Source organism: Halotia branconii CENA392 (assembly GCF_029953635.1).
GTDB classification, from domain to species: domain Bacteria; phylum Cyanobacteriota; class Cyanobacteriia; order Cyanobacteriales; family Nostocaceae; genus Halotia; species Halotia branconii.
Genome location: NZ_CP124543.1, coordinates 2,689,401 through 2,715,115, shown reverse-complemented (window position 1 = coordinate 2,715,115; position 25,715 = coordinate 2,689,401). Strand labels below are relative to the sequence as shown.

24 protein-coding genes, 1 tRNA gene, 2 pseudogenes and 1 riboswitch are annotated in these 25,715 nt (G+C 40.8%); of the genes and pseudogenes, 11 read left to right on the top strand and 16 right to left on the bottom strand.

Annotated elements, in window-relative coordinates:
• The first annotated feature begins 137 nt into the window (after positions 1-137).
• Both QI031_RS11855 and QI031_RS11850 read left to right on the top strand, forming a co-directional pair.
• Positions 138-290 (top strand): hypothetical protein, encoded by a 153-nt coding sequence (locus QI031_RS11855; RefSeq protein WP_281485348.1) that lies wholly within the window; start codon positions 138-140, stop codon positions 288-290.
• Between the two features lie 291 nt (positions 291-581).
• Positions 582-2,216: an alpha/beta hydrolase gene (locus QI031_RS11850; RefSeq protein WP_281485347.1), complete on the top strand. Its 1,635-nt coding sequence runs from the start codon at positions 582-584 to the stop codon at positions 2,214-2,216.
• A gap of 90 nt (positions 2,217-2,306) precedes the next feature.
• Here QI031_RS11850 and QI031_RS11845 read toward each other — a convergent pair whose 3' ends face one another.
• Complete coding sequence (locus QI031_RS11845; RefSeq protein WP_281486004.1) at positions 2,307-3,911, bottom strand: peptide ligase PGM1-related protein; 1,605 nt, start codon at positions 3,909-3,911, stop codon at positions 2,307-2,309.
• A 402-nt stretch (positions 3,912-4,313) separates the two neighbouring features.
• Here QI031_RS11845 and QI031_RS11840 point away from each other — a divergent pair, with 402 nt between their 5' ends.
• On the top strand, positions 4,314-5,252 hold the full coding sequence (locus tag QI031_RS11840; RefSeq protein WP_281486003.1) for a phosphoribulokinase: 939 nt from the start codon (positions 4,314-4,316) through the stop codon (positions 5,250-5,252).
• Here QI031_RS11840 and QI031_RS31715 read toward each other — a convergent pair.
• The 4 genes from QI031_RS31715 to QI031_RS11820 all read right to left on the bottom strand — a co-directional run bounded on the left by QI031_RS31715 (position 5,190) and on the right by QI031_RS11820 (position 8,373).
• Entirely contained in the window at positions 5,190-5,489 is a 300-nt protein-coding gene (locus QI031_RS31715) for a ParE family toxin-like protein (protein ID WP_281485346.1), read from the bottom strand. The genes QI031_RS11840 and QI031_RS31715 overlap by 63 nt on opposite strands.
• Complete coding sequence (locus QI031_RS11830; RefSeq protein WP_281485345.1) at positions 5,486-5,704, bottom strand: hypothetical protein; 219 nt, start codon at positions 5,702-5,704, stop codon at positions 5,486-5,488. Before QI031_RS11830 ends, QI031_RS31715 begins: the two co-directional genes overlap by 4 nt.
• A 167-nt stretch (positions 5,705-5,871) precedes the next feature.
• On the bottom strand, positions 5,872-7,527 hold the full coding sequence (locus QI031_RS11825) for a Ppx/GppA phosphatase family protein (protein WP_281485344.1): 1,656 nt from the start codon (positions 7,525-7,527) through the stop codon (positions 5,872-5,874).
• Positions 7,528-7,752: 225 nt separating this feature from the next.
• The gene (locus tag QI031_RS11820) at positions 7,753-8,373 is read right to left on the bottom strand and encodes a Uma2 family endonuclease (protein WP_281485343.1); all 621 of its coding nucleotides are present in this window, start codon (positions 8,371-8,373) and stop codon (positions 7,753-7,755) included.
• Between the two features lie 197 nt (positions 8,374-8,570).
• On the opposite strand from QI031_RS11820, the gene QI031_RS11815 reads away from it, so the two are divergent.
• Positions 8,571-9,452 carry a 4-hydroxybenzoate solanesyltransferase gene (locus QI031_RS11815; RefSeq protein WP_281485342.1) on the top strand — a complete coding sequence of 294 codons (882 nt, stop codon included), beginning with the start codon at positions 8,571-8,573 and terminating at the stop codon, positions 9,450-9,452.
• Positions 9,453-9,613: 161 nt separating this feature from the next.
• Here the strand turns inward: QI031_RS11815 and tatC are convergent, their stop codons facing one another.
• Complete coding sequence (gene tatC, locus QI031_RS11810) at positions 9,614-10,408, bottom strand: twin-arginine translocase subunit TatC (protein WP_281485341.1); 795 nt, start codon at positions 10,406-10,408, stop codon at positions 9,614-9,616.
• Between the two features lie 517 nt (positions 10,409-10,925).
• Here tatC and QI031_RS11805 point away from each other — a divergent pair.
• Entirely contained in the window at positions 10,926-11,156 is a 231-nt protein-coding gene (locus QI031_RS11805) for a hypothetical protein (RefSeq protein ID WP_281485340.1), read from the top strand.
• Between the two features lie 377 nt (positions 11,157-11,533).
• Positions 11,534-11,630, top strand: a riboswitch (TPP riboswitch).
• A 6-nt stretch (positions 11,631-11,636) separates the two neighbouring features.
• A complete protein-coding gene (gene thiC / locus QI031_RS11800; protein ID WP_281485339.1) occupies positions 11,637-13,010 on the top strand; it encodes a phosphomethylpyrimidine synthase in 1,374 nt (457 codons plus the stop codon).
• An 80-nt stretch (positions 13,011-13,090) separates the two neighbouring features.
• Here thiC and QI031_RS11795 read toward each other — a convergent pair whose 3' ends face one another.
• Positions 13,091-13,666 (bottom strand): TetR/AcrR family transcriptional regulator, encoded by a 576-nt coding sequence (locus QI031_RS11795; RefSeq protein WP_281485338.1) that lies wholly within the window; start codon positions 13,664-13,666, stop codon positions 13,091-13,093.
• A gap of 50 nt (positions 13,667-13,716) precedes the next feature.
• Here QI031_RS11795 and QI031_RS11790 point away from each other — a divergent pair, with 50 nt between their 5' ends.
• Positions 13,717-14,223 (top strand): hypothetical protein, encoded by a 507-nt coding sequence (locus QI031_RS11790; protein ID WP_281485337.1) that lies wholly within the window; start codon positions 13,717-13,719, stop codon positions 14,221-14,223.
• Positions 14,224-14,268: 45 nt separating this feature from the next.
• Here QI031_RS11790 and QI031_RS11785 read toward each other — a convergent pair.
• Positions 14,269-14,856, bottom strand: a pseudogene (locus QI031_RS11785) (RpnC/YadD family protein); the annotation flags it as partial.
• A gap of 145 nt (positions 14,857-15,001) precedes the next feature.
• On the opposite strand from QI031_RS11785, the gene QI031_RS11780 reads away from it, so the two are divergent.
• Positions 15,002-16,227, top strand: a protein-coding gene (locus QI031_RS11780) for an ISAzo13 family transposase (protein WP_425526025.1) whose coding sequence is annotated in 2 segments (ribosomal slippage) — positions 15,002-15,485 and positions 15,485-16,227 — 1,227 coding nt in all. Because the reading frame shifts where the segments join, the coding sequence is not laid out codon by codon here.
• Positions 16,228-16,449: 222 nt separating this feature from the next.
• Here QI031_RS11780 and QI031_RS11775 read toward each other — a convergent pair.
• Positions 16,450-16,731: pseudogene (locus tag QI031_RS11775) on the bottom strand (transposase); the annotation flags it as partial.
• Between the two features lie 103 nt (positions 16,732-16,834).
• A complete protein-coding gene (pyrE, locus tag QI031_RS11770; RefSeq protein ID WP_281485336.1) occupies positions 16,835-17,455 on the bottom strand; it encodes an orotate phosphoribosyltransferase in 621 nt (206 codons plus the stop codon).
• A gap of 101 nt (positions 17,456-17,556) precedes the next feature.
• On the opposite strand from pyrE, the gene QI031_RS11765 reads away from it, so the two are divergent.
• Positions 17,557-17,991 carry a hypothetical protein gene (locus QI031_RS11765; RefSeq protein ID WP_281485335.1) on the top strand — a complete coding sequence of 145 codons (435 nt, stop codon included), beginning with the start codon at positions 17,557-17,559 and terminating at the stop codon, positions 17,989-17,991.
• Between the two features lie 86 nt (positions 17,992-18,077).
• Here QI031_RS11765 and QI031_RS11760 read toward each other — a convergent pair.
• Positions 18,078-18,150 (bottom strand) — tRNA-Ile (locus QI031_RS11760).
• A 182-nt stretch (positions 18,151-18,332) separates the two neighbouring features.
• On the opposite strand from QI031_RS11760, the gene QI031_RS11755 reads away from it, so the two are divergent.
• Together QI031_RS11755 and QI031_RS11750 are read left to right on the top strand one after the other, a co-directional pair.
• Complete coding sequence (locus QI031_RS11755; RefSeq protein WP_281485334.1) at positions 18,333-19,049, top strand: hypothetical protein; 717 nt, start codon at positions 18,333-18,335, stop codon at positions 19,047-19,049.
• 113 nt (positions 19,050-19,162) lie between these two features.
• Entirely contained in the window at positions 19,163-20,509 is a 1,347-nt protein-coding gene (locus QI031_RS11750; RefSeq protein ID WP_281486002.1) for a hemolysin family protein, read from the top strand.
• 157 nt (positions 20,510-20,666) lie between these two features.
• Here the strand turns inward: QI031_RS11750 and QI031_RS11745 are convergent, their stop codons facing one another.
• The 5 genes from QI031_RS11745 to QI031_RS11725 all read right to left on the bottom strand — a co-directional run bounded on the left by QI031_RS11745 (position 20,667) and on the right by QI031_RS11725 (position 25,368).
• The gene (locus QI031_RS11745; RefSeq protein ID WP_281485333.1) at positions 20,667-21,326 is read right to left on the bottom strand and encodes a DUF2996 domain-containing protein; all 660 of its coding nucleotides are present in this window, start codon (positions 21,324-21,326) and stop codon (positions 20,667-20,669) included.
• A gap of 27 nt (positions 21,327-21,353) precedes the next feature.
• Positions 21,354-21,485, bottom strand: coding sequence for a hypothetical protein (locus QI031_RS11740; RefSeq protein WP_281485332.1), 132 nt, complete (start codon positions 21,483-21,485; stop codon positions 21,354-21,356).
• Positions 21,486-21,503: 18 nt separating this feature from the next.
• Positions 21,504-23,798: a 1,4-alpha-glucan branching enzyme gene (gene glgB, locus QI031_RS11735; RefSeq protein WP_281485331.1), complete on the bottom strand. Its 2,295-nt coding sequence runs from the start codon at positions 23,796-23,798 to the stop codon at positions 21,504-21,506.
• A gap of 197 nt (positions 23,799-23,995) precedes the next feature.
• A complete protein-coding gene (locus QI031_RS11730) occupies positions 23,996-24,310 on the bottom strand; it encodes a hypothetical protein (protein WP_281485330.1) in 315 nt (104 codons plus the stop codon).
• 890 nt (positions 24,311-25,200) lie between these two features.
• On the bottom strand, positions 25,201-25,368 hold the full coding sequence (locus QI031_RS11725) for a hypothetical protein (protein WP_281485329.1): 168 nt from the start codon (positions 25,366-25,368) through the stop codon (positions 25,201-25,203).
• Between the last annotated feature and the right edge of the window lie 347 nt (positions 25,369-25,715).

Below are 25,715 nucleotides of genomic sequence, written 5' to 3'. Positions count from 1 at the left end.
CTAAAGTATTGCAAACATATCTAAACAATCTTTGCATAGATTGTCAATATGTTGAGAATCTGAGCAATGCAATCAAGATTAGAACTAAAGTATAGACATCACGATTAATAGTGGCTCAAAGTAAGGAGTCTAATATTATGGCTGTTTCCAAAATCATTTCTAACATCACCCAGTATATTTCTGAAGCTGCAATGCGGATTTTTGGGCCTAATGATGATGCTTACCCTAATACTGGCGTACAACCTTTTACAGGAGAGCCTCACAAGAAAGATAAAGATGATAATTGGTAAAGAATAACATAGCAATAAATGACATCTATCTTTAAGGAATGTAATAACAAAAAGGCGTGAGTTTTTTCTTCACGCCTTTTTATTTCACATCTTACTCCCCCTGCCTCCTCTGCTTGCCCAAATGTATCAACTTTAAAGTGAAACGGTATAACCACTGACTAATAACCACTGACCACTGACACGAAATCCTATCCCCTTTTAGAGGTGGGATGAGCTTAAAAGTTTTGAGTAATTGGTTAAATATACAAATATCAGTTATATTCCCGGAAGTATTAATTGATAACAAAGTTTATGGGAAAAAGCTGGAAAAGTTTCAAAATAGTTGCAGGTCTATTTTGGGCGATCGCTCTGACACAGTTTTTTGGGGCAAATACCTCTGTACAAGCTGCCGACACGGTTGTTGTGCGTGTTGGACTTTTGGAAGAATCCATTTCCCTAACTGAGTTACAAAAGGCGGCGGAAACTGGAGAATTACCTGCAAGTTTAGCGTCCTACACTAATAGATTATCTGAACCACAGCGCCGCTTCATCATGGACGCACTGAGAATGAAATTACCAATTAATGTTGTTACCATTAGTCGGTTACTCAATACCCAAATTGGCACAACGGTTCTCAACGATCTTTCTAGTGCCGTAGTTAGAGAGGATCAAGCTGGAGTACAAGCACTCAGAGCCGGATTGGTATTAGGTTCTACTGCGCCACAAGGTCTTTCAGTATTGAATTTTATTGCTGCCTATCCTAGTCAATACCTAAAAATTGATCTACCACAGGCGTTGACTGTAGCCAAGAGTTTGAACACGGCTTTTTGGCGTACTCAACAGTTTATGTTAGCAATTTCACCCCAACTCGACCCCAAAAAACCGCAGATTTCTTTACCTTTTGATCCTACCCAGCCAGGAACCGCTTCAGTACAAGTACTCAACTTGCAATGGAACGATCAAAAGCGCGATCGCAATATTCCTGTTGATATTTATTGGTCAACTGCTGCAACCATTGACAAACCTGTAATTGTATATAGTCATGGCTTGGGATCAAACCGTACTGATTTGCGCTACTTAGCTGAACATCTCGCATCTTACGGTTATATATTTGTAGCTTTAGAACATCCTGGCAGCGATGGAACCAATATCAACTTAGCAGCAGCAGGTAAAACTAGGTTTTTGAAGCCCCAAGAGTTTTTAGATCGTCCCAAAGATGTAAGTTTTGTGATTGATCAATTAGAACAGCTCAATCAAACGGCTAACAACCCACTGCAAGGCAAACTTGCAACTAACAATGTGATGGTTCTGGGCTATTCTTTTGGCGGTGGTACAGCCTTAGCAGTTGCGGGAGCCGAGTTACAACTGAAAAACCTCAAACAGCGCTGTCAAGGTAACTTGGCTGTTTTAAGCCTGGGAGAAACTATTCAGTGTGTTGCCCAAGAACTTCCAGAAAACAGTTATCAATTGCAAGATAATAGAATCAAACAGGCGATCGCTTTTAGTCCGACAACTTCTTTAATCTTTGGCGAAACAGGTTTGACAAAGTTGCAAGTACCTACCTTAATATTGGCAGCTTCCGCAGATAAAAGTACCCCAGCCTTAACTGAGCAAATTATACCATTTAGTAAAATTACATCCCCCAAATGGCTAGTTGGAATAGTTGGGGGTACTCATTTGAGTGTCAAAGATCCTAGTACCACTTTGGATCAGGCCGGACAACCCAACACACCTTTTAGTGGTGGTGAAATAGTAGGCGAACAAGCCGCTGATGTTCGTAAGTTTACTCAAGCGATAGTTTTGGCAATGGCAGCACAGTTAACTCCTGAAGCTGAAAAATATGCAGTTTTTCTCACACCAGATTATGCTCAGTTAGCTTCAACTGCGGCATTCCCGTTTCGTCTAGTTCGGGAAATTCCTCCAAATATTTTACCAGTAGAAAAATAATCGTAGGAATCTATAAATACTTGGTGTCTTAGTGCCTTTGTGGTTGAAGTTTTACTTACCACGAAGACACTAAGGCACAAAAATAAATTATTAATAACTATATCCATCCCCAGCAATAGGAAAGACGTAATCGGAGAACAAAGGAAAATTATCATTGTCGCTGTGGCTTTCTTCATCTAAAACTTTGACGACTTTGTTATAAATGTCCTCTGCTTGTTGCGGGGAATCACCAATACTGGTTAATCCTAATTTACCAAACTGAGACAAACAACCCATGAGATGAAATACTGTGCCTGTTTCATTACCAGTATCAAAGTGCAGCCTGTGATGAGCGATGATATCCATCAAATCGTTAGGCAGTAATCCTCGATAGCGGTCTTTTTGCAGGTTGTCGGTGGCAATATAGTATTTTGGACGACCTTGCTGACTGTAAAATAACCCTGTAGAGAGGTCATAGCGACCAGTTGTTAATAATTTTAAGGTCATAAAAGGATGGGTAGTGCCACCTTTACGCAGGTTAATTTCGATCGCCTGAATATCCCAATCACCGTTACCTTGATCAACGGCGATAAAATCGACTCCAAAGCGTTCTAATGCGCCCTTTTCTGCCAGGGTTCTGCCGACTTGTAACCCCAGTTGTTGTAATTGCAATCGATAACTTTCATCGGCGGGAAATCGGCAACCCAGATAAATCTGACCGTCTGGGCCACCGAGAATTTGGTCATGGGTTGAGAGAATTTCTACTTCGCCATTCGGTGTAATGCGTCCTTGGACACTGGGCGATCGCTTGACTTCTCCTTCGACAAATGCTTCTACAATCGCCCCCAATTCAGGAATCCGCCCTGAAAAGTTTTCCCAAGTTTCTTTTTTAGCTTGAAAGCGCAAACTGGAGAGGCGATCGCTTATTGCTGTAATTCTTTCGGCATGAGAAGCTTGATTTGGTGCTACGTTCATAATGGGTCTAAGATCAAGTAGGGCATTTCCTTCTCCAGAAATACCTTCGTTGAGTTTCACCACCATGCGTTTTAATGTCGGTTGACGTTCCCACAAATCACAAGCCGCTTGGGCTAAATCTGGGGTATTCCAAATTCTTTCACTACCATCTGGATAAGGAACTCCACTTTCAGCAAATATTTGCCGACTACCACTTTTTGTCCCTAAAATTTGTAAATCTGGTGCGGCTGCATACAAAGGGACATTTAATTTTAAAGATAATTCTGCTTCCAAAAATGTCGCGTTGTAACACGCCATAAATGATTTTTCTAGCCTTACAGCTTGACGAATCCGTTCTAGTAAGCGAGGACGTTCTAAAATCTTTTCGCTCAAAGGTTTTAAGGAAGAATCGTAAGTAGAAAGGAGCAATAAGCGATTACGGGCATGAGAAAAGGGGATTCCGGGTAACAGTTGTAGATAATAATCAATAATGCTGGGATGCAAAGGCATTGATGTAACATAAATTAGCCTAGTGCGAGGATTTCGCAGACGCATCAAAGAAAATAGCAATCTTTCTTCATAATGTTCACAGCCTTCTATTTTGCGGAGTTCGCGCTGGTCGATACTCAAGGAGGGAATGATAATAATATCCGCCTCACTATTGTCAAATAGCTCGATAGTTTTCCAGCGATCGCGCAAAGTTAACTGAAGATGACGAAACTTATCAACTTGTTCCAAATCGGAAATATTTAACGTCACCATAACCCTGCCCTGTCGTGATCCCAAATACGGCTCTATTACTCTGGTATATCTCAAAGCCAGCCAAATATTGCTAATATGCAATACTTCTTTGACTGTGGACATTAAATCAGTGAACAGTTAACAGTCAACAGTTATCAAATGTTTTGTGACTGTTCACTAGTAACTGATAACTGTCATAGTAAGTATTTGTGTAATATATTGCCTATTATCCCAAAGAGCGATTTTGTCAAGATAAAGCAATTACCAAAAAATGTTTGTAGTAAGCAAAATATAGAGAAAATATATGTATAGAGATGTTGCATACAATGTTTTTGTTTGATTCACTTAGCTCATTCCCTTCTAGAATGAGAAATATTATCTGCAAAATTTATCACTAGTCTTGCTCGTATTAGAGGGGGGATGATGAGCCGTCCAATAATTCTAGGTATTGTCGGTGACAGCGCCGCCGGAAAAACAACATTGACTAAAGGAATTGCTCAGGTATTAGGGCCAGAAAATGTCACGCTCATTTGCACAGATGATTACCATCGTTATGATCGTCAGCAAAGAGCAGAAATTGGAATTACGGCTCTTCATCCTGACTGCAATCATCTAGATATTATGCAGCAGCACCTGTCTTTGTTACGCACAGGGCAGCCAATCCTCAAACCAGTTTACAGCCATAAAACTGGTACTTTTGAAGCACCACACTATATCAAGCCAAATAAATTTGTAATTATTGAAGGATTACTCGGTTATTCTACCCGTGCTGCCCGTGACGCTTATGACGTTAAAGTTTACCTAGCACCGCCTGAACAATTGCGCGCCAAGTGGAAAGTTAAACGGGATACCCAAAAGCGTGGCTACAGTGCTGAACAGGTATTAGCAGAACTAGAAAAGCGCGAACCAGATTCAGAACAGTATATCCGTCCACAGAGACAATGGTCAGATATTGTAGTTAGTTTTTATCCGCCCAATGGCGAAGATGATGAAACTAATGGACATTTGAATGTGCGTTTAGTACTTCGTCCGACAATTCCCCACCCAGATTTTACGCCGATTATCAAATCTAGTACTGGTGATTCTGATTCAGCGATCCGCCTGGGATTAGACCGAGACATGAGTAAACCCGTAGATGTCTTGGAAGTTGATGGTCATGCTACTTTGGAGCAGGTGAATAAATTAGAACATGTGATGTGTTCTGATATGCCTTATTTACACAGTGTATGCGATCGCGAGAGTAACCCAGAACTTGGTAAAGTCGCTGGCACAACAGGAGAGACGTTGCAAAGTTATCCTCTAGCTTTGACGCAGTTGATTATTACTTATCACATGCTGAAAGCGACGCAAATGTATCAGTAATTCTAAGACAGGGAATAGTAGAGTTTCATCATCACCTTCTAGCACCCCAAGCGCTCGATAACCTCTAGTCACTCTTACAGACCAAAGACTCTCTTGGCTATTGATGCACTTGAAATGCAAAGACGGATGAAACGGATTTTTTGCCCACAATCGATAAGCTTTCCTAGCGCTTTGTCTGATATTGTCGCTCAAATGCCAATATTCAGACCAAAATGAGGGCAGCACTGCCGACTTCATAGTTTGTCGTAATCCAATGCCTCAGCAATTTCTTGTTTAGCACGTTGTGCAGCCGCTATCAGTTTTTGTTGGGTTCTCTGGAAGGATTCACTCCATTGAATTTCATCTTGCATATCATTAATGTAGTCTCGAAGATGATCTACAACCTGATTCTGTACTTCAATTGGTAAAGATTCCATCATTTTCACTACAGTAGTAATTGCTGCTGAGGACATAGTGTAATGCTTTTATGTGAAATTCTATTTTTAACGCTAGCACCAATCACAGCTTAGATGAAGAAATTTCAGTCAATCGTCAAAGTCTTTTGTGCCTATTTGTTGGTCTTTCACCCTTTCCCTTTTATATAAAGGTGCGTTTTAGGGTAACGCACCATGCTTGTTTTTTAAGAAAAGTCAGGAATCGTAGAATTTTCTAAATTTGCTACTAACTTCACACCAAATTCTTCTTCAAATACTCCTTTTTTAAAATTTAAGCTCCACAGTTCTAAGGCGCAATCATCGTCAAGTTGAGTTGGGAAAACTTGCAAATTAACTTGTTTAAATTCTGGATAATACTCACATTTTACTCCGGCGATCGCTCCAATTTGCCGTCTATCTAAGGCGACTGCTAATCTCAAGATACTGCTCAATTGATTAACTATTTGTCGGTGCTGTTTACTCAGTAAGTTACGATAATTTTCGTGCTTTTTCTTAGGTGCAGATTTACGATGATAACGCGCTAAATTGGCAACAATTTCGATCTCGGTTTCGGTGTAGCCGAGTAGTTCACCATTGCGAATGAGATAGTAAGAGTGCTTGTGATGAGCCGAATGGCTAATATAATGACCACAATTATGTAATATCGCAGCAGCCCAGAGTAATTGTCGCTCGTTAATACCCCAGTTGTGGAGTGTACCTTGAGTTTGGTCAAATAAACTGAGGGCAAATGAAGCTACGCGATCGCTATGCTCTAATGTAATGTGATACTTGTTGGCGTGTTTTAAGATACTCCGTTGGCGTACTGAACCTTGGTAACGCAGTCTATCTTCAATCAAACCGTGGGCTAGCATCCAATCTACAATCACGCCTTCTCTGAGGGAACGCTCACAGGTTGTAATGGATTCAGCACCTAACAAAGTCATAGCTTCTTGTAAAATGACTGCACCAGCTAATATCACTTCAGCCCGCTTATCTGGCATACCTGAAATGGCAGTCCTTTCGGAATGGGTGAGTTTGCGTAAGCGATTGACCCACTTTCGCAAGTCTTCAAGACTAAATTGATAGCCATTAAAAGTAGAAGGAACCGAACCCAAATTTTCTCGCGCATGAATCACGGCGAGGGTTTCAATCGTGCCAGAAGTACCAATTAACCGGGGAGATTCACCAAACTGGATATTTGCCAGTACTTCGTCTACAGCACGTTCTAACATACCCCGTGCATAAGCTTGTAGGTACTGAAATTCTACATTGCTAATGGGGTCGGTGGTGATTAACTCGCTAGTGAGTCGCACTGCACCAACTTTTGTACTGGTAAGAGTCCGCGGTTCATGACAGTCTCCCAAAATCAATTCTGTGGAACCGCCACCTATATCAATAATCATCTGGGGTTGGTTGTGAAATTCCATCCCCGATAACACACCTAAATAGATGCGTCGCGCCTCTTCTTGTCCAGAAATTAAATCAACGCTTAAATCCAGTTCCTTCTCTATTCTGTGCAGAAAATCTCGACCATTAGGAGATTCGCGCACAGCGCTAGTCGCCACAGCTATAGTTGTTTCAGCATTGAAGGTTTTGGCAACTTCTTGGAAGCGCCCTAAAGCCGCGATCGCTTTTTCAATGATTTCTGGTTTCAGTTCCCCCGTGGTAGTATTGCGATCGCCTAACCTCACGGTTTCTTTTTCTCTGGCGATGATGCTAAAAGCTGGTAAGGTTGGGTCAATTTTTACTACTACCATGTGTAGAGAATTGGTTCCCAAATCAATGGCAGCAATAATCCGTTGTTGCTTAACTAATTGAGTACTAGCACTCTCCCAATTAGCTGAAACTAAATTCAGTCCCATATCATGTATTATTAATAGTTCTAGCTTATTATTTTTCTGAAACTGTCTTTAGTATTTAATAACTAATCTAACCTGTTTCGTTTTCGGTAAAAAAAAAGAAGTTGTAAACAAGTGCAATTGCCTGTAAAGAAAAACTCACAAACAAGTTGCTTAATAATCAGTTATGTGTAAGTAGAGTATGTGTTTTGAGAGCTACTAACTCGCAACTTTCCTGTAAAATCGTGGCTAAACCTGGGAATTACCAGCTTGAAAAATCTGTTGAGCAGTCAGATTTAGTTGGGGGAAAGTAGGTGATACTATGCGGTCATTGCCTCTAAAGCAAGTAACTTGATATTCATCATCAATTAATTGATAAATAGATATAGTAGGTTGTTTGGGGTTGCCAGTGAACTTTTTAGCGCCCAGACCGAGGTAATCTACAACCCAGTATTCAGGAATGCCAATAACCTCATACTTACCCTGTTTTGTGTAGTAGTCATCATCCCAATTGCTACTAACTACTTCAACGACTAAGGGAATTGATGCTGCAAGGCTTACAGTTGATTCTTTTTTCCATAGCGGTTCATTCACTAAATTAGGGCGATTGAGTAATAGTACATCTGGGGAGTAGCCAGATTCCAAGTTAAAAGGTTTTACCAGTGCAGTTTTAGGGATTGTATAAGGTAAATTCAATCGGTCAAATTCTACCGTTAATTTTCTGGCTATAAAACCAACAACGTCTTCGTGGTTTCCTGCTGGTTGTGCCATTTCCACAATCACACCATCATGTAATTCGTACCTTCCTCCTGCGGGTCGCCACGCTGCAAAATCTTCAAAGGTTACTAGTTCACGTAAGGCTTGAATCATAATAGTTGTTTCGATAATGCCGCTTTCTCACATCTGTCATACCATCAAAAATTTAGGCAAAAACATTTCTTCAGTCACGATATATTTACCATACTTGCATATCTTTGATTCTCCCTTTAAAGATAAATATTGCTATATATTGAGTTAGTTGCTCTCCTCACTGCTGATAAAATGCTAAAGCTTAGTTTTTTATTTTTATGTTAAGTACGCAAGAACGCAACTCAGAACCTTTATGGTTGGTCATTGTCCGGCTTTTGCGATGGCATAAACCAGAAGGACGTTTAATTTTAATGATTCCTGCCTTGTGGGCTGTATTTTTGGCAGCCTCTGGCAAACCGCCTTTACCTCTGGTTGGCGTTATTATCTTAGGCACTTTGGCCACAAGTGCGGCTGGTTGTGTAGTCAATGATTTGTGGGATCGAGATATTGATCCACAAGTAGAAAGAACCCGCGATCGCCCCCTTGCTTCTCGTACCCTTTCGATCAAAGTTGGGATTGTGGTTGCGATCGTGGCAATGGCATGTGCCGCAGGGCTAGCATTTTATCTTAACCCTTTGAGTTTCTGGTTGTGTGTGGCAGCAGTGCCTGTAATTTTGCTTTATCCAGGGGCAAAACGGGTGTTTCCAGTTCCACAGCTAGTGCTTTCAATAGCCTGGGGTTTTGGCGTATTAATTAGCTGGAGTGCAGTTACGCAAAACCTCTCACCTGCAACTTGGTTATTATGGGGGGCGACTATATTATGGACATTGGGATTTGATACTGTTTACGCCATGAGCGATCGCGAAGATGATCGACGCATAGGTGTTAACTCTAGTGCTTTATTTTTTGGGGATTATGCATCTGTAGCTATTGGCATTTTCTTTGCTGGCACAACTATTTTTCTGGCTTGGTTAGGTATTTCTATTCACCTAAAGCTGGCTTTTTGGATAAGTTTAGTAATTGGCACTATTGGCTGGTTTTGGCAATTTCTGCAATTACGGAAATTAGACTTGCCTAATTCTGTTTATGGGAGAATGTTTCGGCAAAACGTCTGGATTGGTTTTATATTGTTGGCTGGGATGATCATTGGTTCTTTTTAAACCAGAGCGATCGCATTTTTGACATTTATTTAAAAGTTAAAATTATTGCTTTGAATTTTGCATCTCAGCAAAGCAATTTATAGTTATAGCAGTTTCCAATGACATGAGGTACATAATCCCTAGCCCCTAGTCCCTAGCTCCTAGCCCCTGATTTCACCTCATTATTTACCTGTCAGCTTAACTAAACCAACACCACCAAAATATAGCCCCAGAACTGCCCCTGCTAACAAACTTTGGGTGAGGGGGTCAGTTGAAGGTGTGAGAATGGCTCCTAAAACCACTGCTCCCATAATCACAAAACGCCAACCGGCGATCATTCTTTCAGAAGAAACAATACCTAAATTACCTAACAGAAGTTGGATAATAGGAATTTGAAATGATAAACCAGTGCTAAATAACAACAGCAAAACAAACTCAAAATATTTGTCAATTGACCACAGTTGCTCTACTACATCTGCTCCATAGCTAATAAAAAATCTCAAAGCTGCGGGGATGAGAAGCAAGTAGGCAAATACTAACCCTGCACCAAACAGTACGCTTGACCCCAAAACTACAGGTCCCAGCAAACGACGTTCACGGCGAGTCAGTCCAGGCAGAACGAACTGAATAACTTGGTAAAGAATAAAAGGACTAGAAAGTACTAAACCGCTATAGCCAGCAACTTTAATCGAAACAAAGAAATATTCTCCCGGAGCTAGCTGGAGAAATTTTACTCCTTGCGCTGGGACTTCCAATAACTGCACAATCGGCTTCACGGCAACAAAACAGCCGACAACACCAATTATTACAGCAATCAACGAGTAGAAAATCCGCTGTCGTAACTCCTCTAGATGGTCGAACAAAGACATTTCGACCTCTCCTGGCAACTCATCAAAAGGATCGATTTCCGAGTTGTCATATTCTTCTGGATCAATATCCGGAGTAGGTATAGTGTCTACATCTTGTGAAGGTGTCATGAGTTAGCTAGTAGGCAACATTTGTTAACTATTTTATCTGGGGAAGCAGCTACCAAAATATATTTTTGACTGCTGGAGGTTTTTGTCCTGATTTGCAAGTTGGACTCTGCATAAGTTAATTGGGAAGCCATCTTGTAGACATACTCTACCCTCAACAACGGTGGAAACTATAATTTATAAATCACGTCTCTGCGGCTAGTAATACCGTTTTACTTTAAAGTTGATACGTTTGGGCAAGCAAGGGGCAGTACTTCGACTACGCGGTAGTTGAGTTTCGGCTACGCTCAACTACCGCGCAGCGCCGCACTGAGCCTGTCGAAGTGTCGAAACTCAGTGACCAAGAGCAGGGAAAGTAAGAAAAATATAATCTGAATAAATTGGATAATTTATTTTCTGGAAATCTCTAACATTAAATTAATTGACCCAACATCAATATACAATACTCAGTTTTTAAACTCCGGTTTTTCAAGATGGTGTCTACACATAACGCGATCGGAAATTTTTTGCTGAGGCTTGTATGAATCGAACAATTTGCATCGGATTGATGGTATTACCTGTTTACTTGTATGCAGCCGAGGCCAGCTTTGCTAGTAGTGGTAGCATACCAATTTTAAAAGACCAGATCTCTATAATCAATGTTTTAACTGTTCACAGCAAAAATACTCAGTTACACTTAGCGCCGTGGCAGATATTTGCCAGAGATGAACAAACAGGAGAGTGCCTACGCTCTGGTGATTGTAAGGATTAATAGTAATTAATTTTACTTATATTAATTCTTCATGAAAACGCATAGAAAAAACCCCATCGCCTAGCAGTGCCTCATACCGTTTTACTTGGAAGTCGATAAATTTGGGGAAGCAGGGGAAGCAGCACTTCGGCTACGCGGTAGTTGAGTTTCGGCTACGCTCAACTGCCGCGCAGCGCCGCACTGAGCCTGTCGAAGTGTCGAAACTCAGTGACTAAAGGCAGAGGGAGTAAGAAAAGTAATTTGTATCAAAAATTTCGTGAAATGGTATGACAACTGACCCGTACAGCGTAAATAAACCGCTGAAAACTTTGCGTTTTTTGACATATTCATAAATTGTAAACACCCATAACCGCAATCATAAACAAAGTGATACACTACATCCATGCTAGGGGTGCCTGAGATTACAGGCTGAGATCACACCCTTAACACCTGAGTCTGGGTAATACCAGCGGAGGGAAGCTGTTTATTGAGGATTTTAATATGCGGACAGAATGGGTTGCTAAACGGCGTGGGCAGAGCAATGTTTCTCAAATGCACTATGCGCGTCAAGGTGTAATCACCGAAGAAATGCACTATGTAGCCCAGCGGGAAAATCTCCCTGCTGATCTTATTCGTGAAGAAGTGGCGCGGGGACGAATGATCATCCCGGCGAATATTAATCACACAAATCTAGAGCCGATGGCGATCGGCATCGCCTCTAAATGTAAAGTAAATGCTAACATCGGCGCTTCTCCTAACTCTTCTAATCTTCAAGAAGAAGTGGATAAGCTGAATTTAGCAGTGAAATACGGTGCTGATACCGTAATGGACTTGTCCACAGGCGGCGGTAACTTAGATGAAATTCGTACCGCCATCATCAATGCTTCGCCTGTTCCGATTGGTACAGTGCCAGTTTATCAAGCTTTAGAAAGTGTCCACGGTACAATTGAAAACCTGACCGCCGATGACTTTCTGCATATCATCGAAAAACATGCTCAACAAGGTGTAGATTATCAAACTATTCACGCCGGGATTTTAATTGAACATCTACCTTTGGTTAGAGATCGCATCACTGGTATTGTCTCTCGTGGTGGCGGGATTTTGGCACGGTGGATGCTACATCATCACAAACAAAACCCACTTTATACTCACTTTAAAGACATTATCGAGATTTTCAAAAAATACGATGTCTCTTTTAGTTTAGGTGATTCCCTACGCCCTGGCTGCACTCATGATGCTTCAGATGCCGCACAATTAGCCGAATTAAAAACCCTCGGACAACTAACCCGCAAAGCTTGGGAAGATGACGTGCAGGTGATGGTAGAAGGGCCTGGACACGTGCCAATGGATCAAATTGAGTTCAACGTCCGTAAGCAAATGGAAGAGTGTTCTGAAGCACCCTTCTATGTGTTGGGACCTTTAGTCACAGATATTGCTCCTGGCTATGACCATATCACTTCTGCGATCGGGGCAGCAATGGCAGGATGGTACGGTACAGCGATGCTGTGCTATGTTACACCAAAAGAACATTTAGGATTGCCCGATGCCGAAGATGTCAGGAATGGGCTGATTGCCTATAAAATAGCGGCTCATGCGGCAGATATTGCCAGACATCGCCCCGGTGCAAGAGATAGAGATGATGAACTCTCCCAAGCCCGTTATAACTTTGACTGGAACCGTCAGTTTGAATTATCGCTTGACCCAGAGAGAGCTAAGGAATATCACGATGAAACTTTGCCCGCAGATATATATAAAACGGCTGAGTTTTGTTCGATGTGTGGGCCTAAGTTCTGTCCTATGCAAACCAAGGTTGATGCTGATGCGTTGACAGAACTTGAGAAGTTCTTGGCAAAAGAACCTGTGGCACAAAGTTAATTAAAAATTAATAGCCCTTAGACTTGAAATCTGGGGCTATATAAACAAAGTCTACGATTATTCTTAGTATTGGCAATACATTACAGAAAAAGACGTAAAGCACGACGAACGTATTCTTCCCATGATTCAGGTGTGGGTTGAAATATGAGTGCATAAAGCATAATGCCACTCATGCTGTCAAAGACTAAACCAGGATCTAAATTTGCTTGAACTTCATTTCTGGCTTTTGCTCGTTCAAGTACCACAGCAAAGGCTTGTCGTCGTGGCTGTAAATATTTTGTCCAGTAAATTTCCGCAAACTGAGAATTGCTTGATGCGCTGCTAATAATCATAGCCACAGTCTTCCGCCCCAAAGGACTCAAAGAAATTTGCGCTGCATTCTTGATTAATTCATCAATATCGCTCCAGAGATTACCAGTATCAGGAATGACAACATCCTGTCGCACACTCTCAATTGCATCAGCAACTAATTCTTCTTTGCCAGAGTAGCGGCGGTAAATGGTGGGTTTTCCCACTCCAGCACGAGTCGCGATCGCATCAATACTCATAGCATCAAAACCAACTTCTGCTAAAAGTTCTAAGGTTGCTTGCAGCATAGCTTGATGGGCTTCAGTACTCCGGGGTCTTCCTAGCGGCTTTTTAGCGGCATCACTCATAAGTGTTATTATATTTACGAAACCGTGTCGTAAAGAAAAGAGAGTGCTAGATGAGTAAATGTCCTCGTCCTTTTTATACAAATAAACACAGCACCCAGACACTACAGCAAGGACTAGATGAATACTATGCTGTGAATCCAAATCTTACTAATCCTCAAAAATTACCTCCAGAATTTGCAAAAATTCTGCTTGCACACGATGTCAGTCATATTATCTATGGTTGTGATACAGGGATGTATGATGAACTTAAATTATTGCCCTTAATTTGGTGGACAAGCGACTACAAATTTCGTGATCACTTGAGTACACTTCAAGACTCAACCATTAGTCCAGCAATTCGCGTCATGTATGACGACTTGATTAAACAGCATGGAGTTTTTTGGTTATATGGTTCCATTTTTTTAGTTTTGCCAAGATTATTACCAGAATTAATAGTAATTTTGTGGAGAAATCGCCAGCGTCAATGCTATTTTCCATTCCTAAATTTTGAATCATTATTAGAGCGATCGCTTTTAGAAATTCGCCAAGACTTTGACCTTCTCCCTTTGATGAAATAAGAAATTTTTGCTTATCTATCAGGTTGCTGCTTAAAAGCGATCGCATTACAAAATCTGTTGCAATTCTTCAAGCGTATTTGCTGTAACAATACTCCGTAAAATAGCCTTTAAGCGCTCTAAATCAGAAATTTGGCTGATTTGTGGCATCAAATCTAATCCTTCACTGCCAAACTTTACCTCTAAACTCATTTCGATATTTGACAACATTTGTTCTTGTCTTCCTAGTGCTTCGCCTATATGCCGTCCTTTTTCTACTCCACGCTGCTCAATTTCTTGGTACCAAGGTGATTCGCGTAATACAGCCATATCCCACCTCATAATTTCTTGAACTAAGGCGCTATCTAATACAAAAGTAGCAAAAAAAGCTAGGACGGTTTCTAGTTGGTTTAATTGTTCGTCAGCACGAAGCATTTGTAGCGCTTCTCTAATTGTAGTCTCGTTTTCACCACCTTTAAGAATTGGCACAAAAGGAAGTAATGAGGGTAACGACTGCTCAAAGACAATGTTCACATCAACTTCCCACAAGTTAATCACGCGATAATCTTGAATAGCTCGTAAACCCGCAATATTTGATACAAAACTTGTAGGTATTTTTAAATTGGTGAGTTTGAGAATGTTGATTAATACAGGGTAAGGGACTTCCAAGGAATAAAATGACCAATTATAATAATGATAATCATTCTAAGGGGGGAAGGAGAAGCAGCCGCAGGCTGCTTCTCCTTCCCCCCTATTCGTAGTAAATTCAATTTGGAGGGAATTTTGTGGGTGGACAGGAGTGTTGCTCGAATTAACTGATTCAGTCAAAAAAGTATTCAAGGAAACAGCAAACCAACTCAAAGGTGCAGCAAGGCGGCGTTTTCAAGCACAAATTGTCATGGAATTAGGTTACGGAGGACAATTACTGGCTCAAAAAGAATTGGGCTGGGATAGAAATACTATTCGTAAAGGAATTAAAGAACTAACCAGTGGGATTAGTTGTATAGATAATTATTCAGCTAGGGGTAGATGGAAAGTAGAAGAGCATTTACCAAACCTGTTAGAAGATATCAAAAAATTAGTTGATTTCCAAAGCCAAACAGATCCAAGTTTTAAAAGCCAAAGGCTGTATACACGCCTAACTGCTAGTCAGGTCAGAAAGCTATTAATTGATAAATTTGGTTATACGGATGAACAGTTACCTACTGAAGAAACAATGAGAGTTAAATTGAATGATTTAGGTTATAGACTCAAGCGAGTAGCAAAAGTTTTACCTCAAAAAAAATTCCAGAAACAGACGCAATCTTTGAACAATTAGCAATAGTTAATCAATCCGCCCTGGATGATCCAAGTATCTTACGTCTCAGTCTGGATGCCAAAGCCCGTGTAGATATTGGCTACTTTGACAGAGGAGGTAAAAACCGAGTTGTCACAGAAACAGAAGACCATAATTTTCATCCAAAAACTACCGTAACTCCTTACGGCATCTTCCTTCCAGAATTAGACGAACTATTTTTATACTTTACAGAGTCTAATGTAACGAGTGATTTTATTGTAGACGTTCTAGAAGATTTTTGGAAGAGTGAGAGTTGGCGATTTTCCTCAATAAAAACCCTGATTATTAACCAGGATAATGGGACAGATAATAATTCTAGACGTACCCAGTTTATGAAACGTATCGTTGAGTTTGTTCATGAATATCAACTGAATATACGTTTAGCCTACTATCCACCCTATCACAGCAAATATAATCCCATCGAGCGAGTATGGGGGATATTAGAAAATTCTTGGAATGGCAGTATTTTAGATGAAGTTGCAACCGCTTTAAAATTTGCTCAAAACATGACGTGGAAAGGTAAGAATCCTGTGGTTAAGTTAGTGACTCAAACTTATGAAACTGGGGTTACTCTTACTAAGGAGGCTATGTCTGCTGTTGAAAAACAAATAGAAAGACTCACTAACTCGGAACATGAAAAATTTCCCGATTTAGGCAAATGGTTTGTTGATATTTGTTGTGGCAGCACTTAATTTTCACTCTTCAGTTTTTAAATCTAAAAACATGAATATTAATTATGATATTGCACTGAAATTATTTACAGAGTGCAGATGCAGACTTTTCCTTCTGTGTTTGAGGGGGTAAGAGGTGGTTGCCGACGGCAACCACCTCTTACCCTTTCAGAATGATTATCATTATCTCTTAAAGATTAACTTATGATTTTTGCTGATTAATTTATTTCTTGGAAGTCCCTAAGTGGGTAAATTATACTTCTCTTCTGCGAGCGCGGCGTAAGCGCGCATTCTTCGCGGCATTTCTTTTTGATAGCGCAGTTGTAATTCGTTAAGAACAAGAAACTCTCCATGCTGAGAACTTTCGACGCGGATTAAAACATCACTTTGTCTACTTATCCAATGAAATTCAGAATTTAGTATTTCACTAGCTGTTAGATCAGGAATTTGTGTTACCCATTTTACCCAATTATCAGGTGCGAGGCTAATCAAGCGTTTTGTGCCAACGTCTGCGGATTTTGTCATTAAAAAAAAAGACTAAAGCGGCGTACTTCACCAATAAGAAAATTACGATCGCAGTACAACAACCCTACTGAGTTGATTTAATTTGATAACTGCGATCGCACCACTAATTTTTTAGCTGACGATATCTTTGCTGAATATCCTCAATCGTAAACACAGCCTGAAATTTCAACCCTACTGACTGATAAAATTCTGCTCCCCCTTGTAGTCGGTCTATCAGTGAAATTACTGTATCGACTGTATAACCAGCTTTTTGAAGACGCTCAACAGCCTTCATTGCAGATTTCCCAGTAGTAACGACATCTTCCAAAACAACGACTTTTGTACCTTCCGGCAAATTAAGGCCTTCAATATAAGCTTTTGTGCCGTGACCTTTGGCTTCTTTACGAATAATCAACGCTGGTATCGGTCGATTTTCATACGCAGAAACTACGCTCACTGCTGTAACAATTGGATCAGCCCCCAATGTCAAACCAGCTACAGCTTGGGTATCTGCTGGTAATAGGGATAAAAGAATGCGACCAATTGCCAAAGCACCTTGGGGGTGGAGTGTAACCTGTTTCCCATTAATGTAGTAAGAGCTACTTTGTCCTGAAGATAGGACAAAGTCTCCTTCTTGATAAGCAAGTTGACAAAATAAATCTAGTAGTTTGTGGTGCAGAGTAGTCAAATCTGTAGTAGCTGCACAAATATCTGATTGGGTAAGGGTTTCAGTAGGATACGTCATTACAAAACATTAAAAGTTGTGCTACACCAAAGGTTGAACTCTTTGGAGTTCTGAAATTAAGCATAAGTTAAGATTTACCCAAAAAATGAGGAGTAAAAAATATGGGTATAAAAGTTAAAACCCTTGGTGGTTTATTAGTGCTGTTAGCTACTGGTTTTGGTGTTTCTGAAATTGCATCTGCTGAAACCAAAGCACCCAATTATGAAACAACAAATGATGTATTTGAGAGAGCTTTTTTTCGACACGATCGCAATTTCTACGAAAATGGCACAATTAAACGCCAAATAGACTCCTTTTTAGGATCGGGTTCGGGTTTCCGTAATTCGTTTCCAGAAAATGAAATTGCCCGCGATGCTGAATTAATTAATACTCTCTATCAAGATGTTTTGACCCAGCAAGTTGGCAATGATCCGTATCTTCGGACTCCAGACTTACCAAATCCTTACGATACATCCTTGCTGATGTCTCCCCGCTTGAATGCCAACCAACTGAAAGTCGGTACTGAGTTCAGCTTTGAAAATGCACCACCCCGGTAAATTTTAGAGCTTGTTAGCTGTCTTCTTGCAGTTTATAGTCAAGAGTCCATAAGCTGTATTTTGCTGACAATTGACTATAGACTAAATCCAGGGTGCAGGAGTTGAACCTGCCTTGGGCGAATTATGAGTTCGCTGCCTCAACCGCTCGGCCAACCCTGGTCGAATTTAAATTGTAGCGTAAGTTGATCGCTAGTGGAACCTCGAAAATAATTTACTAGACTTTATATACTACATAATTTAAGCATGAACTAGTATTGATTCAGTTCTTTGAAGGATTGAGGTACATAACTTCAAAACTTTGACAGTATGAAACAGTATTTTTTTGTAATAGCTTGTCAGCGATGAAAATAAATTCCACTGTACTTCTTACGTTAATTTTGTTAATTCTCATGTTGGGAGCAGGTTCTTTGAGTGCGTTTTTGGGGTTTACTCTGGGAAGTTCAGCACTTAAGGGTGTATCAACGCCAGATGGCCGTCCTACAACTAAATTCGCTAGCAATAAGGCAACTAACGCGCAACAGGCAGGCTTAACATTATTAAAAGAAGAAGAAATCCTGAAAATTGTCAAGGCACGAATAGAGGGTAAGACCAAGGCTGCTAAATCAGAAAAACTAGATGAAGATGATGAAGAAACCAAAAGCAGCAAACAAAAGCCAGAAGAGAAACCCCAGGAAGTAGTTGAAGAAAAACTCCAGCCAGGATTTCCAGTTACCGCTGAAAATCAGGGCGTTACCCTTTCTGTACAATCGGTTCGCTATTCTGGCGGCGATTTACTTTTGAAAGTAAAAATGCAGAATAAAGGTGCTGATTCCGTGCGCTTTTTATACAGTTTTTTGGATGTTACCGATGATAAAGGACGAACATTGAGCGCTAGCACAGAAGGTTTACCAGCAGAGTTACCTACAAATGGCCCAGCATTTTCAGGTACAGTGAGTATCCCTACCGCTTTACTGGATGATGTGAATAAAATATCCCTTTCTCTGACAGATTATCCTGCTCAAAAACTGAAGCTAGATGTATCAAATATTCCTGTAGCAAGGGTGGCGGGGCTGCTTTAGATTTAGGAATAGGGACTGGGGACTAGGAACTGGGGATTAGGAAAATTTTTCCATAATACCCAGTATCCCAGTCCTGATTGATATCGGGCGTGAGTTTTACACGAGCTTTAGCGGTGAGTGGTTTTCCTGACTTAATTTGGACGGATGTGGGGCTGCGATTGTTATCAGTGCTGTTGCTGATTGCCATCAATGCTTTTTTTGTGACGGCGGAATTTTCAATGGTGACAGTAAGGCGATCGCGTATTCATCAACTTGTCAAAGCTGGCGATATTCCTGCGATCGCTGTTGAGGGTCTGCAACGTAGTATTGAAAGACTGCTATCTACGACCCAATTAGGCATTACCCTCTCTAGTTTGGCACTGGGATGGATTGGAGAAAGTTCAATTGCCGTGCTAATAAATGCATGGCTAAAATCTTGGCCTCTACCAGAAAGAGCAAGCAACTTTATGGCTCATTCTCTATCAATTCCCATCGCCTTTTTCTTGATTGCCTATCTGCAAATTGTTTTAGGGGAACTGTGTCCCAAATCGGTCGCCATACTTTATTCAGAACAATTAGCACGATTTTTGGGGCCATCGGTAAAAGCAATCATGCGCTTTTTCAGCCCCTTTATTTGGATTCTTAACCAATCAACCCGTTGTTTGTTAAGACTTTTTGGCATCGAATACACTGGCCAAAGTTGGAGACAACCTGTAACTTCAGAAGAATTACAATTGATTATTTCTACAGAACGAGAATCTATTGGTTTACAGCTTTCGGAGCGAGAACTGTTAAATAATGTCTTTGAGTTTGGGGACGTAACAGCACAAGATGTAATGATCCCTCGTACCAACATTGTAGCATTACCAAAAGATGCTTCTTTCCAAAGCTTACTCCAAGAAATGGCATCTACTGGTCATTCTCGCTATCCCATGATTGGAGAATCTTTAGACGACATTCGTGGCATAGTTTACTTCCGAGATTTAGCACAACCCTTAGCTGTAGGAAAACTCACTTCACAAGCACATATTCAACCTTGGATGCGTCCGGCGAGGTTCGTACCGGAAAATACGCCCTTGAGTGAATTATTGCCAATGATGCAGCAAGAAAAACCAGCTATGGTCATAGTAGTAAATGAATTTGGCGGCACTGTGGGATTGGTGACAATTCAAGATGTCATTGCTGAAATTATTGGTGATGCAGGCGCACATGAAACTAGCGACGACTTGCTGATTCAGATGTTAGACCCCCAGACATTTTTGGTGCAAGCCCAGGTCAACTTAGAAGATCTCAACGAGGTCTTGCATCTTAATTTACCTTTAATAAAGGAATATCAGACACTAGGAGGCTTTTTGCTGTATCAATTACAGAAAATGCCTATCAAAGGTGAAACCTTCTTCTATGAAAATCTTGAATTTACTGTGATGTCAGTTGTAGGACCACGCGTACACCAAATCCAAGTACGACGATTACAAGAGTAGAAAAGCTAATACATAGTGTTCATCTTGGTGTCTTAGAGCCTCAGTGGTTAAAAAATTGGCTTTTTAACCACTAAAGCAGCAAGAAAAATACATTACACCTTTACAAGTACACCCCTAGTTCCTAGTCCCTAATCCCTTTTTTTGACTATGAACTTAACTAATTTCTACCTAGCCACTTTTGACCGTTCAAACGCTGGACTAAGCCAAATACCAGTAAGTCAAGGGTAATTTTGCGCTCATCAATGAGAAATGACTCTAAAGTGCTAGGTCTTTTACCTTCATTACAAGAAAAACCTTTTTTGCCAGTAATATCTTCATCAGGGAAATATACATTAAACTGGCGCAGACCATTTTGCCAACTACCTATAACTTGCCAACATTCCTCAGCTGATCCTAAGCCAGCAACAGGAAGTTTTTGCTTGGCAAAAGACAGCTGCAAATCTTGTATTCCTTGCTCTTTGATTGCTGTTTGCAATGCTGGCAAATAATCTTGCTGCATAAATTCTACAAACGGTTTATCTTCAACAGCGGGGGGTTTCTCTTTTTTTGCGGCTTTGGCGGCTGGTTTGTCTCCTGCTGGTGCAGCTTTAGCGGCAGCTGGTTTTTCTTGCTTGGGAGGTGCAGTAGTTTCTTTAGCAGCATCAGGATTAACTTTCGGGTTTGCTGCTTTGGGATCTGGCGTGTTGGCAGTAGGGATATCTGTTGCTACTGGTTCTTTAGTAGTAGGAGCGTTTTCTTCAGCGACAGTGGGGGCTTGCTTGTCAACAGTGCTGGGAGCCACCTCTCCCGCTTGATTATGATTGGTTGGGTCTACCATTTCTCAGGTCAATCCTTTATCTAGCTTTCAGAGCGATCGCTCACCTTGAGGTAGTAAGTTATCTTCATTTTGACATAGGAGAGCCAAGCTATAGCTAGTCAAAAACTTTAGAGGAAGAGTTTGTGATTCATCAAAAGGCGATCGCCTTTTGATGAGCATTATACCTACCCCTCACCTTTAAGATCCTAAGGCTTCGGCAGTCTTCTTCTGATCCAACTTGAGAATCAACACACCCAAGGGCGGTAGACACAAATCCAGCGAATAAGGATGATTGTGCAGTGACCATTGATCTGTCCACTTACCACCTAAGTTGCCCATATTGCTACCCCCATAAGGACGAGCATCACTATTAAACAACTCAGTATAAAATCCTTGCTCTGGAACACCTATACGATAGTGAGAATGAGGTTGAGGTGTGAAGTTGCAAACTACAACAACAAAATCATCAGAATCTTTATCTCGGCGGATGAAAGAAACTACACTATGGCGGTTGTCGCTACAGTCAATCCATTCAAACCCAGGCTCCGCAAAATCTTGAGTATACAAGGCTGGCTCAGAACGGTAGAGATTATTCAAATCCTGGAAAAATGTTTTTAATTGTTGATGTGGTTCGTACTGTAATAAACGCCACTCTAAATCAGCCCAAACATTCCACTCACTCCATTGTCCAAACTCCATGCTCATAAACATAGTTTTCTTGCCTGGGTGAGCAAACATATAAGCAAACAAACAACGCACGTTAGCTAACTTCTGCCATGTATCTCCCGGCATTTTGCCGATGATGTTACTCTTACCATGCACTACTTCATCGTGGGACAGTGCCAGCATGAAGTTTTCGCTATGGTTATACCACATACTAAAGGTGATGTTATTTTGATGGAACTGGCGGAACCACGGGTCCATACTGAAGTAGTCCAGCATATCGTGCATCCAACCCATATTCCATTTCAAGTTAAATCCCAGTCCCCCTGTGTAGGTTGGCCAAGATACCATCGGCCAGGAGGTAGATTCTTCCGCAATTGAGAGAATGCCAGGGAAATAACTGAAAATGATGTGATTTACCTGACGGAGGAACTCTGCTGCTTCTAGGTTTTCTCTACCTCCGTACTGGTTAGGCAGCCATTCTCCTGGTTCACGACAATAATCGTTGTAAAGCATGGAAGCAACAGCATCAACCCGAATCCCGTCAATGTGGTACTTATCAAACCAGAAGAGAGCATTTGCTGCGAGGAAATTACTGACTTCGTGGCGACTGTAGTTGAACACCAAAGTACCCCATTCTTTGTGTTCGCCCTTACGAGGGTCAGCATGTTCGTATAAGTGGCTACCATCAAAGAAAGCTAAACCATGTCCATCTTTGGGAAAGTGACCAGGAACCCAATCCACAATTATCCCTATATCATTTTGGTGACATTTGTCAATAAAATACATGAAATCTTCGGCAGTGCCAAAACGGGAGGTGGGGGCATAGTACCCAGTTACTTGATAACCCCAAGAACCATCAAAAGGATGCTCTGCAATGGGCAGCATTTCCAGATGCGTGTATCCTAACTCTTTGACGTAGGGAATAAGTCTATCAGCCAATTCCCTGTAAGTAAGGAAACGTGCGCCAAGATTTAGTTCAGAAACAGGAACTACAGGTTGATTTTCACCATTGGGCAGTTTAGGTGGTTCTGCACTAGAAGCGTGTAACCAAGAACCTAAATGTACTTCATAAACTGAGACTGGTTGGGTGAGGGGGTCAGTATGACGGCGTTTTTCCATCCAGTTTTCGTCGCCCCAGTTGTAAGCATCTAAATCGGTGACAATAGATGCTGTTTTTGGGCGAGGTTCTTGCTGGAAACCGTAGGGATCAGATTTTTCGTAAATGTGTCCTGCAAAATTTTTAATTTCGTATTTGTAATGCTCTCCGACACCAATTTCGGGAATAAATAATTCCCAAACACCAGTAGCGCCTTTACGCATTTGGTGTTTGCGCCCATCCCAAAGGTTGAAATCTCCCAGCAACGAAACATTACGAGCATTAGGTGCCCATACGGCAAAATAAACACCCTTAACACCACCTATTTCTGTAGGATGCGCTCCCAGTTTTTCGTAGATGCGATGATGATTGCCTTCGGAAAATAAGTGTAAATCAAAGTCTGTTAAACGAGGAGAACGGAAGGCGTAAGGGTCATAAGTGACACGCTCATGTTCTCCTTCTTTAATCTTTAACTGGTAGTTTGCTAGTTCTGCTATTTCAATGGTGCATTCAAAAAAATGAGGATGATGCACAGTTTGCATTGGATATTCCTGTCGTTGTTCAGGAAGGACTACCCATACAGCGCTAGCATTTGGTTGGTAGGCTCGCACAACCCAGACATTTTTGCCGTTTTGTTCTATGGGATGGGAACCTAATATTTCAAAGGGATCGTGATGTTGATTCCAAACTATACGGTTAACCTGTTCAGGGGCAATCGTGGTCATGGACATGAGGCTACCTACGTCTAAATAATGTAATTGACTAAATTTGCTGTGTAATATCTATATATATTCTTTACATTTATTTGCATTTTGTCGCCACCGTTATCGTACATCAGAATGAGTCATCAGTCCTTCTGAGAAAGGTGAGGAGTCAAAAGATAGAGAATATAAGGCAAATGTCTATCTATCAGTAGTTGAAAAATTCATCAAAAATCCAGAAAGGGAAAAAACTGGCGTAAAGCGTTACGTATCCGTATTAAGTAAATAGTCTGGCGTAAATTAGTACTCAGTTTAGGTGGAGGACTGACTTGCAACTGCTCTTGTAATTGTGCATATTCGGCAGCATTTAGAGGTTTACCATCAATAGGCGATCGCGCATCTATAATAATCTCTGTCCGTAATATTTCTTCTGGTGTATCTTCTGGTGGCGGTAACGCTATAACTACCGTCAACCAATGGCTACTTAACCACACTAGAATACTAGCGCTGACACTCAAAACAGAAAATTTTATCTGTTTCATGACTATGCGACTACCCTTTATATAAAGGCTACTCTACAGAAGCGTTGCACGAACAGCCTTACTTCTATGCGATTTAAATGCTCATTAGCTTATTTTTTGATTTTTCAGAGCGTTTAAAATTGGTATAAAACCATATTAAAAACATTTACTATTAGGTGTCAACATAATTCGTAATTGATAAGTACCTAAGCAGAATTAATTACACAGATTGTTTCTGTGTGAAGAGTTCCCTCTGTCCATAAATGAATTTAATTTTGCATGAGTATTTAATGGACTACGCCCCGCTACGCTCTCAGCGCAGCTATGCCGCAGGCTTTACGTAATTCGTAGTGCTTCTAAGTGGTGGGTTCAAGCCCCCACCTAGAACACCACCAATTTTGAATTTGGTGGGAGCTATGACACCAAGTAATTACGAACTAGTAATTATTTTGGTCATCACAGGCTAATCTGCAAAAGATAGATATATGTTTAAATTTTAAATAAATAAAATCTGGATAAACCAGTTTCCAGCGAAGAACAGACTATCAGGAAATAGTCAATAGCAATTTTAAATGAGTATTGAGAATTTTTCTTAGCTTTCGATATCCACATAGTCTTAGCTATATCAAAATACTTATGTCAGTAAATTCTGACTAAACTTGCTACGTTCTAGCTAAGAGTTACTCCAAATAAATAATTACAGGCGGACACTTAGTTGCGGTAATCACCATTTTCACAAGTGTCCTAATACCTGCTACCCAAAGTTGGCGGATACTTTGGCAAACTTAAGGCTTTTATCCAATGACAACATTACAGTCAGTAGACGATAGACACACCCAAAATTACTTACCCTAAGCTATGCTGTGATGGACTCCATCACTAACATAATTTTGGGCGTGATTATACTACGACTATGGTGTTGTAGTAGGTGTAGCAGTAACAGTAGGAGTAGCCCCCGTGTCAGCTGGTTCACCAGGTGCTGGAGTAGTAGTTCCAGCTGGTTCATTAGTATTTTCGCAAGCTCCGACAAATGCTGCCAGACTTAACATTAGAGCCAAACCAAGGATTTTTGTTTTCATAACTCCTCTTTCACCAAATGCGGCATTAAAAATATTTCGCCTGTTGAATAAGATAACCTATTTGTTGCTTTTTTTTTAAAGGCCTTGCAATTACATATTTAAAAACAATACTTTAGGTTGATTTTTTTTAGTTTAGTTATTATGCAGTAGACTATTTACTTTCTTTGATGTCCAAGCCCACAGCCAAGTAACTTAATTACCGAATGCAGATGATCAAGGTCGGTGGTCAATCAGGCTATCATACCAAAAATTCTTTTATTTTAGTTTTTACCAAATCTTGGCCATTTCTGTATGAGGTTGCCATACTTAGATGCAATACCTTTAATGATTCGGTTTTTCCAATGACT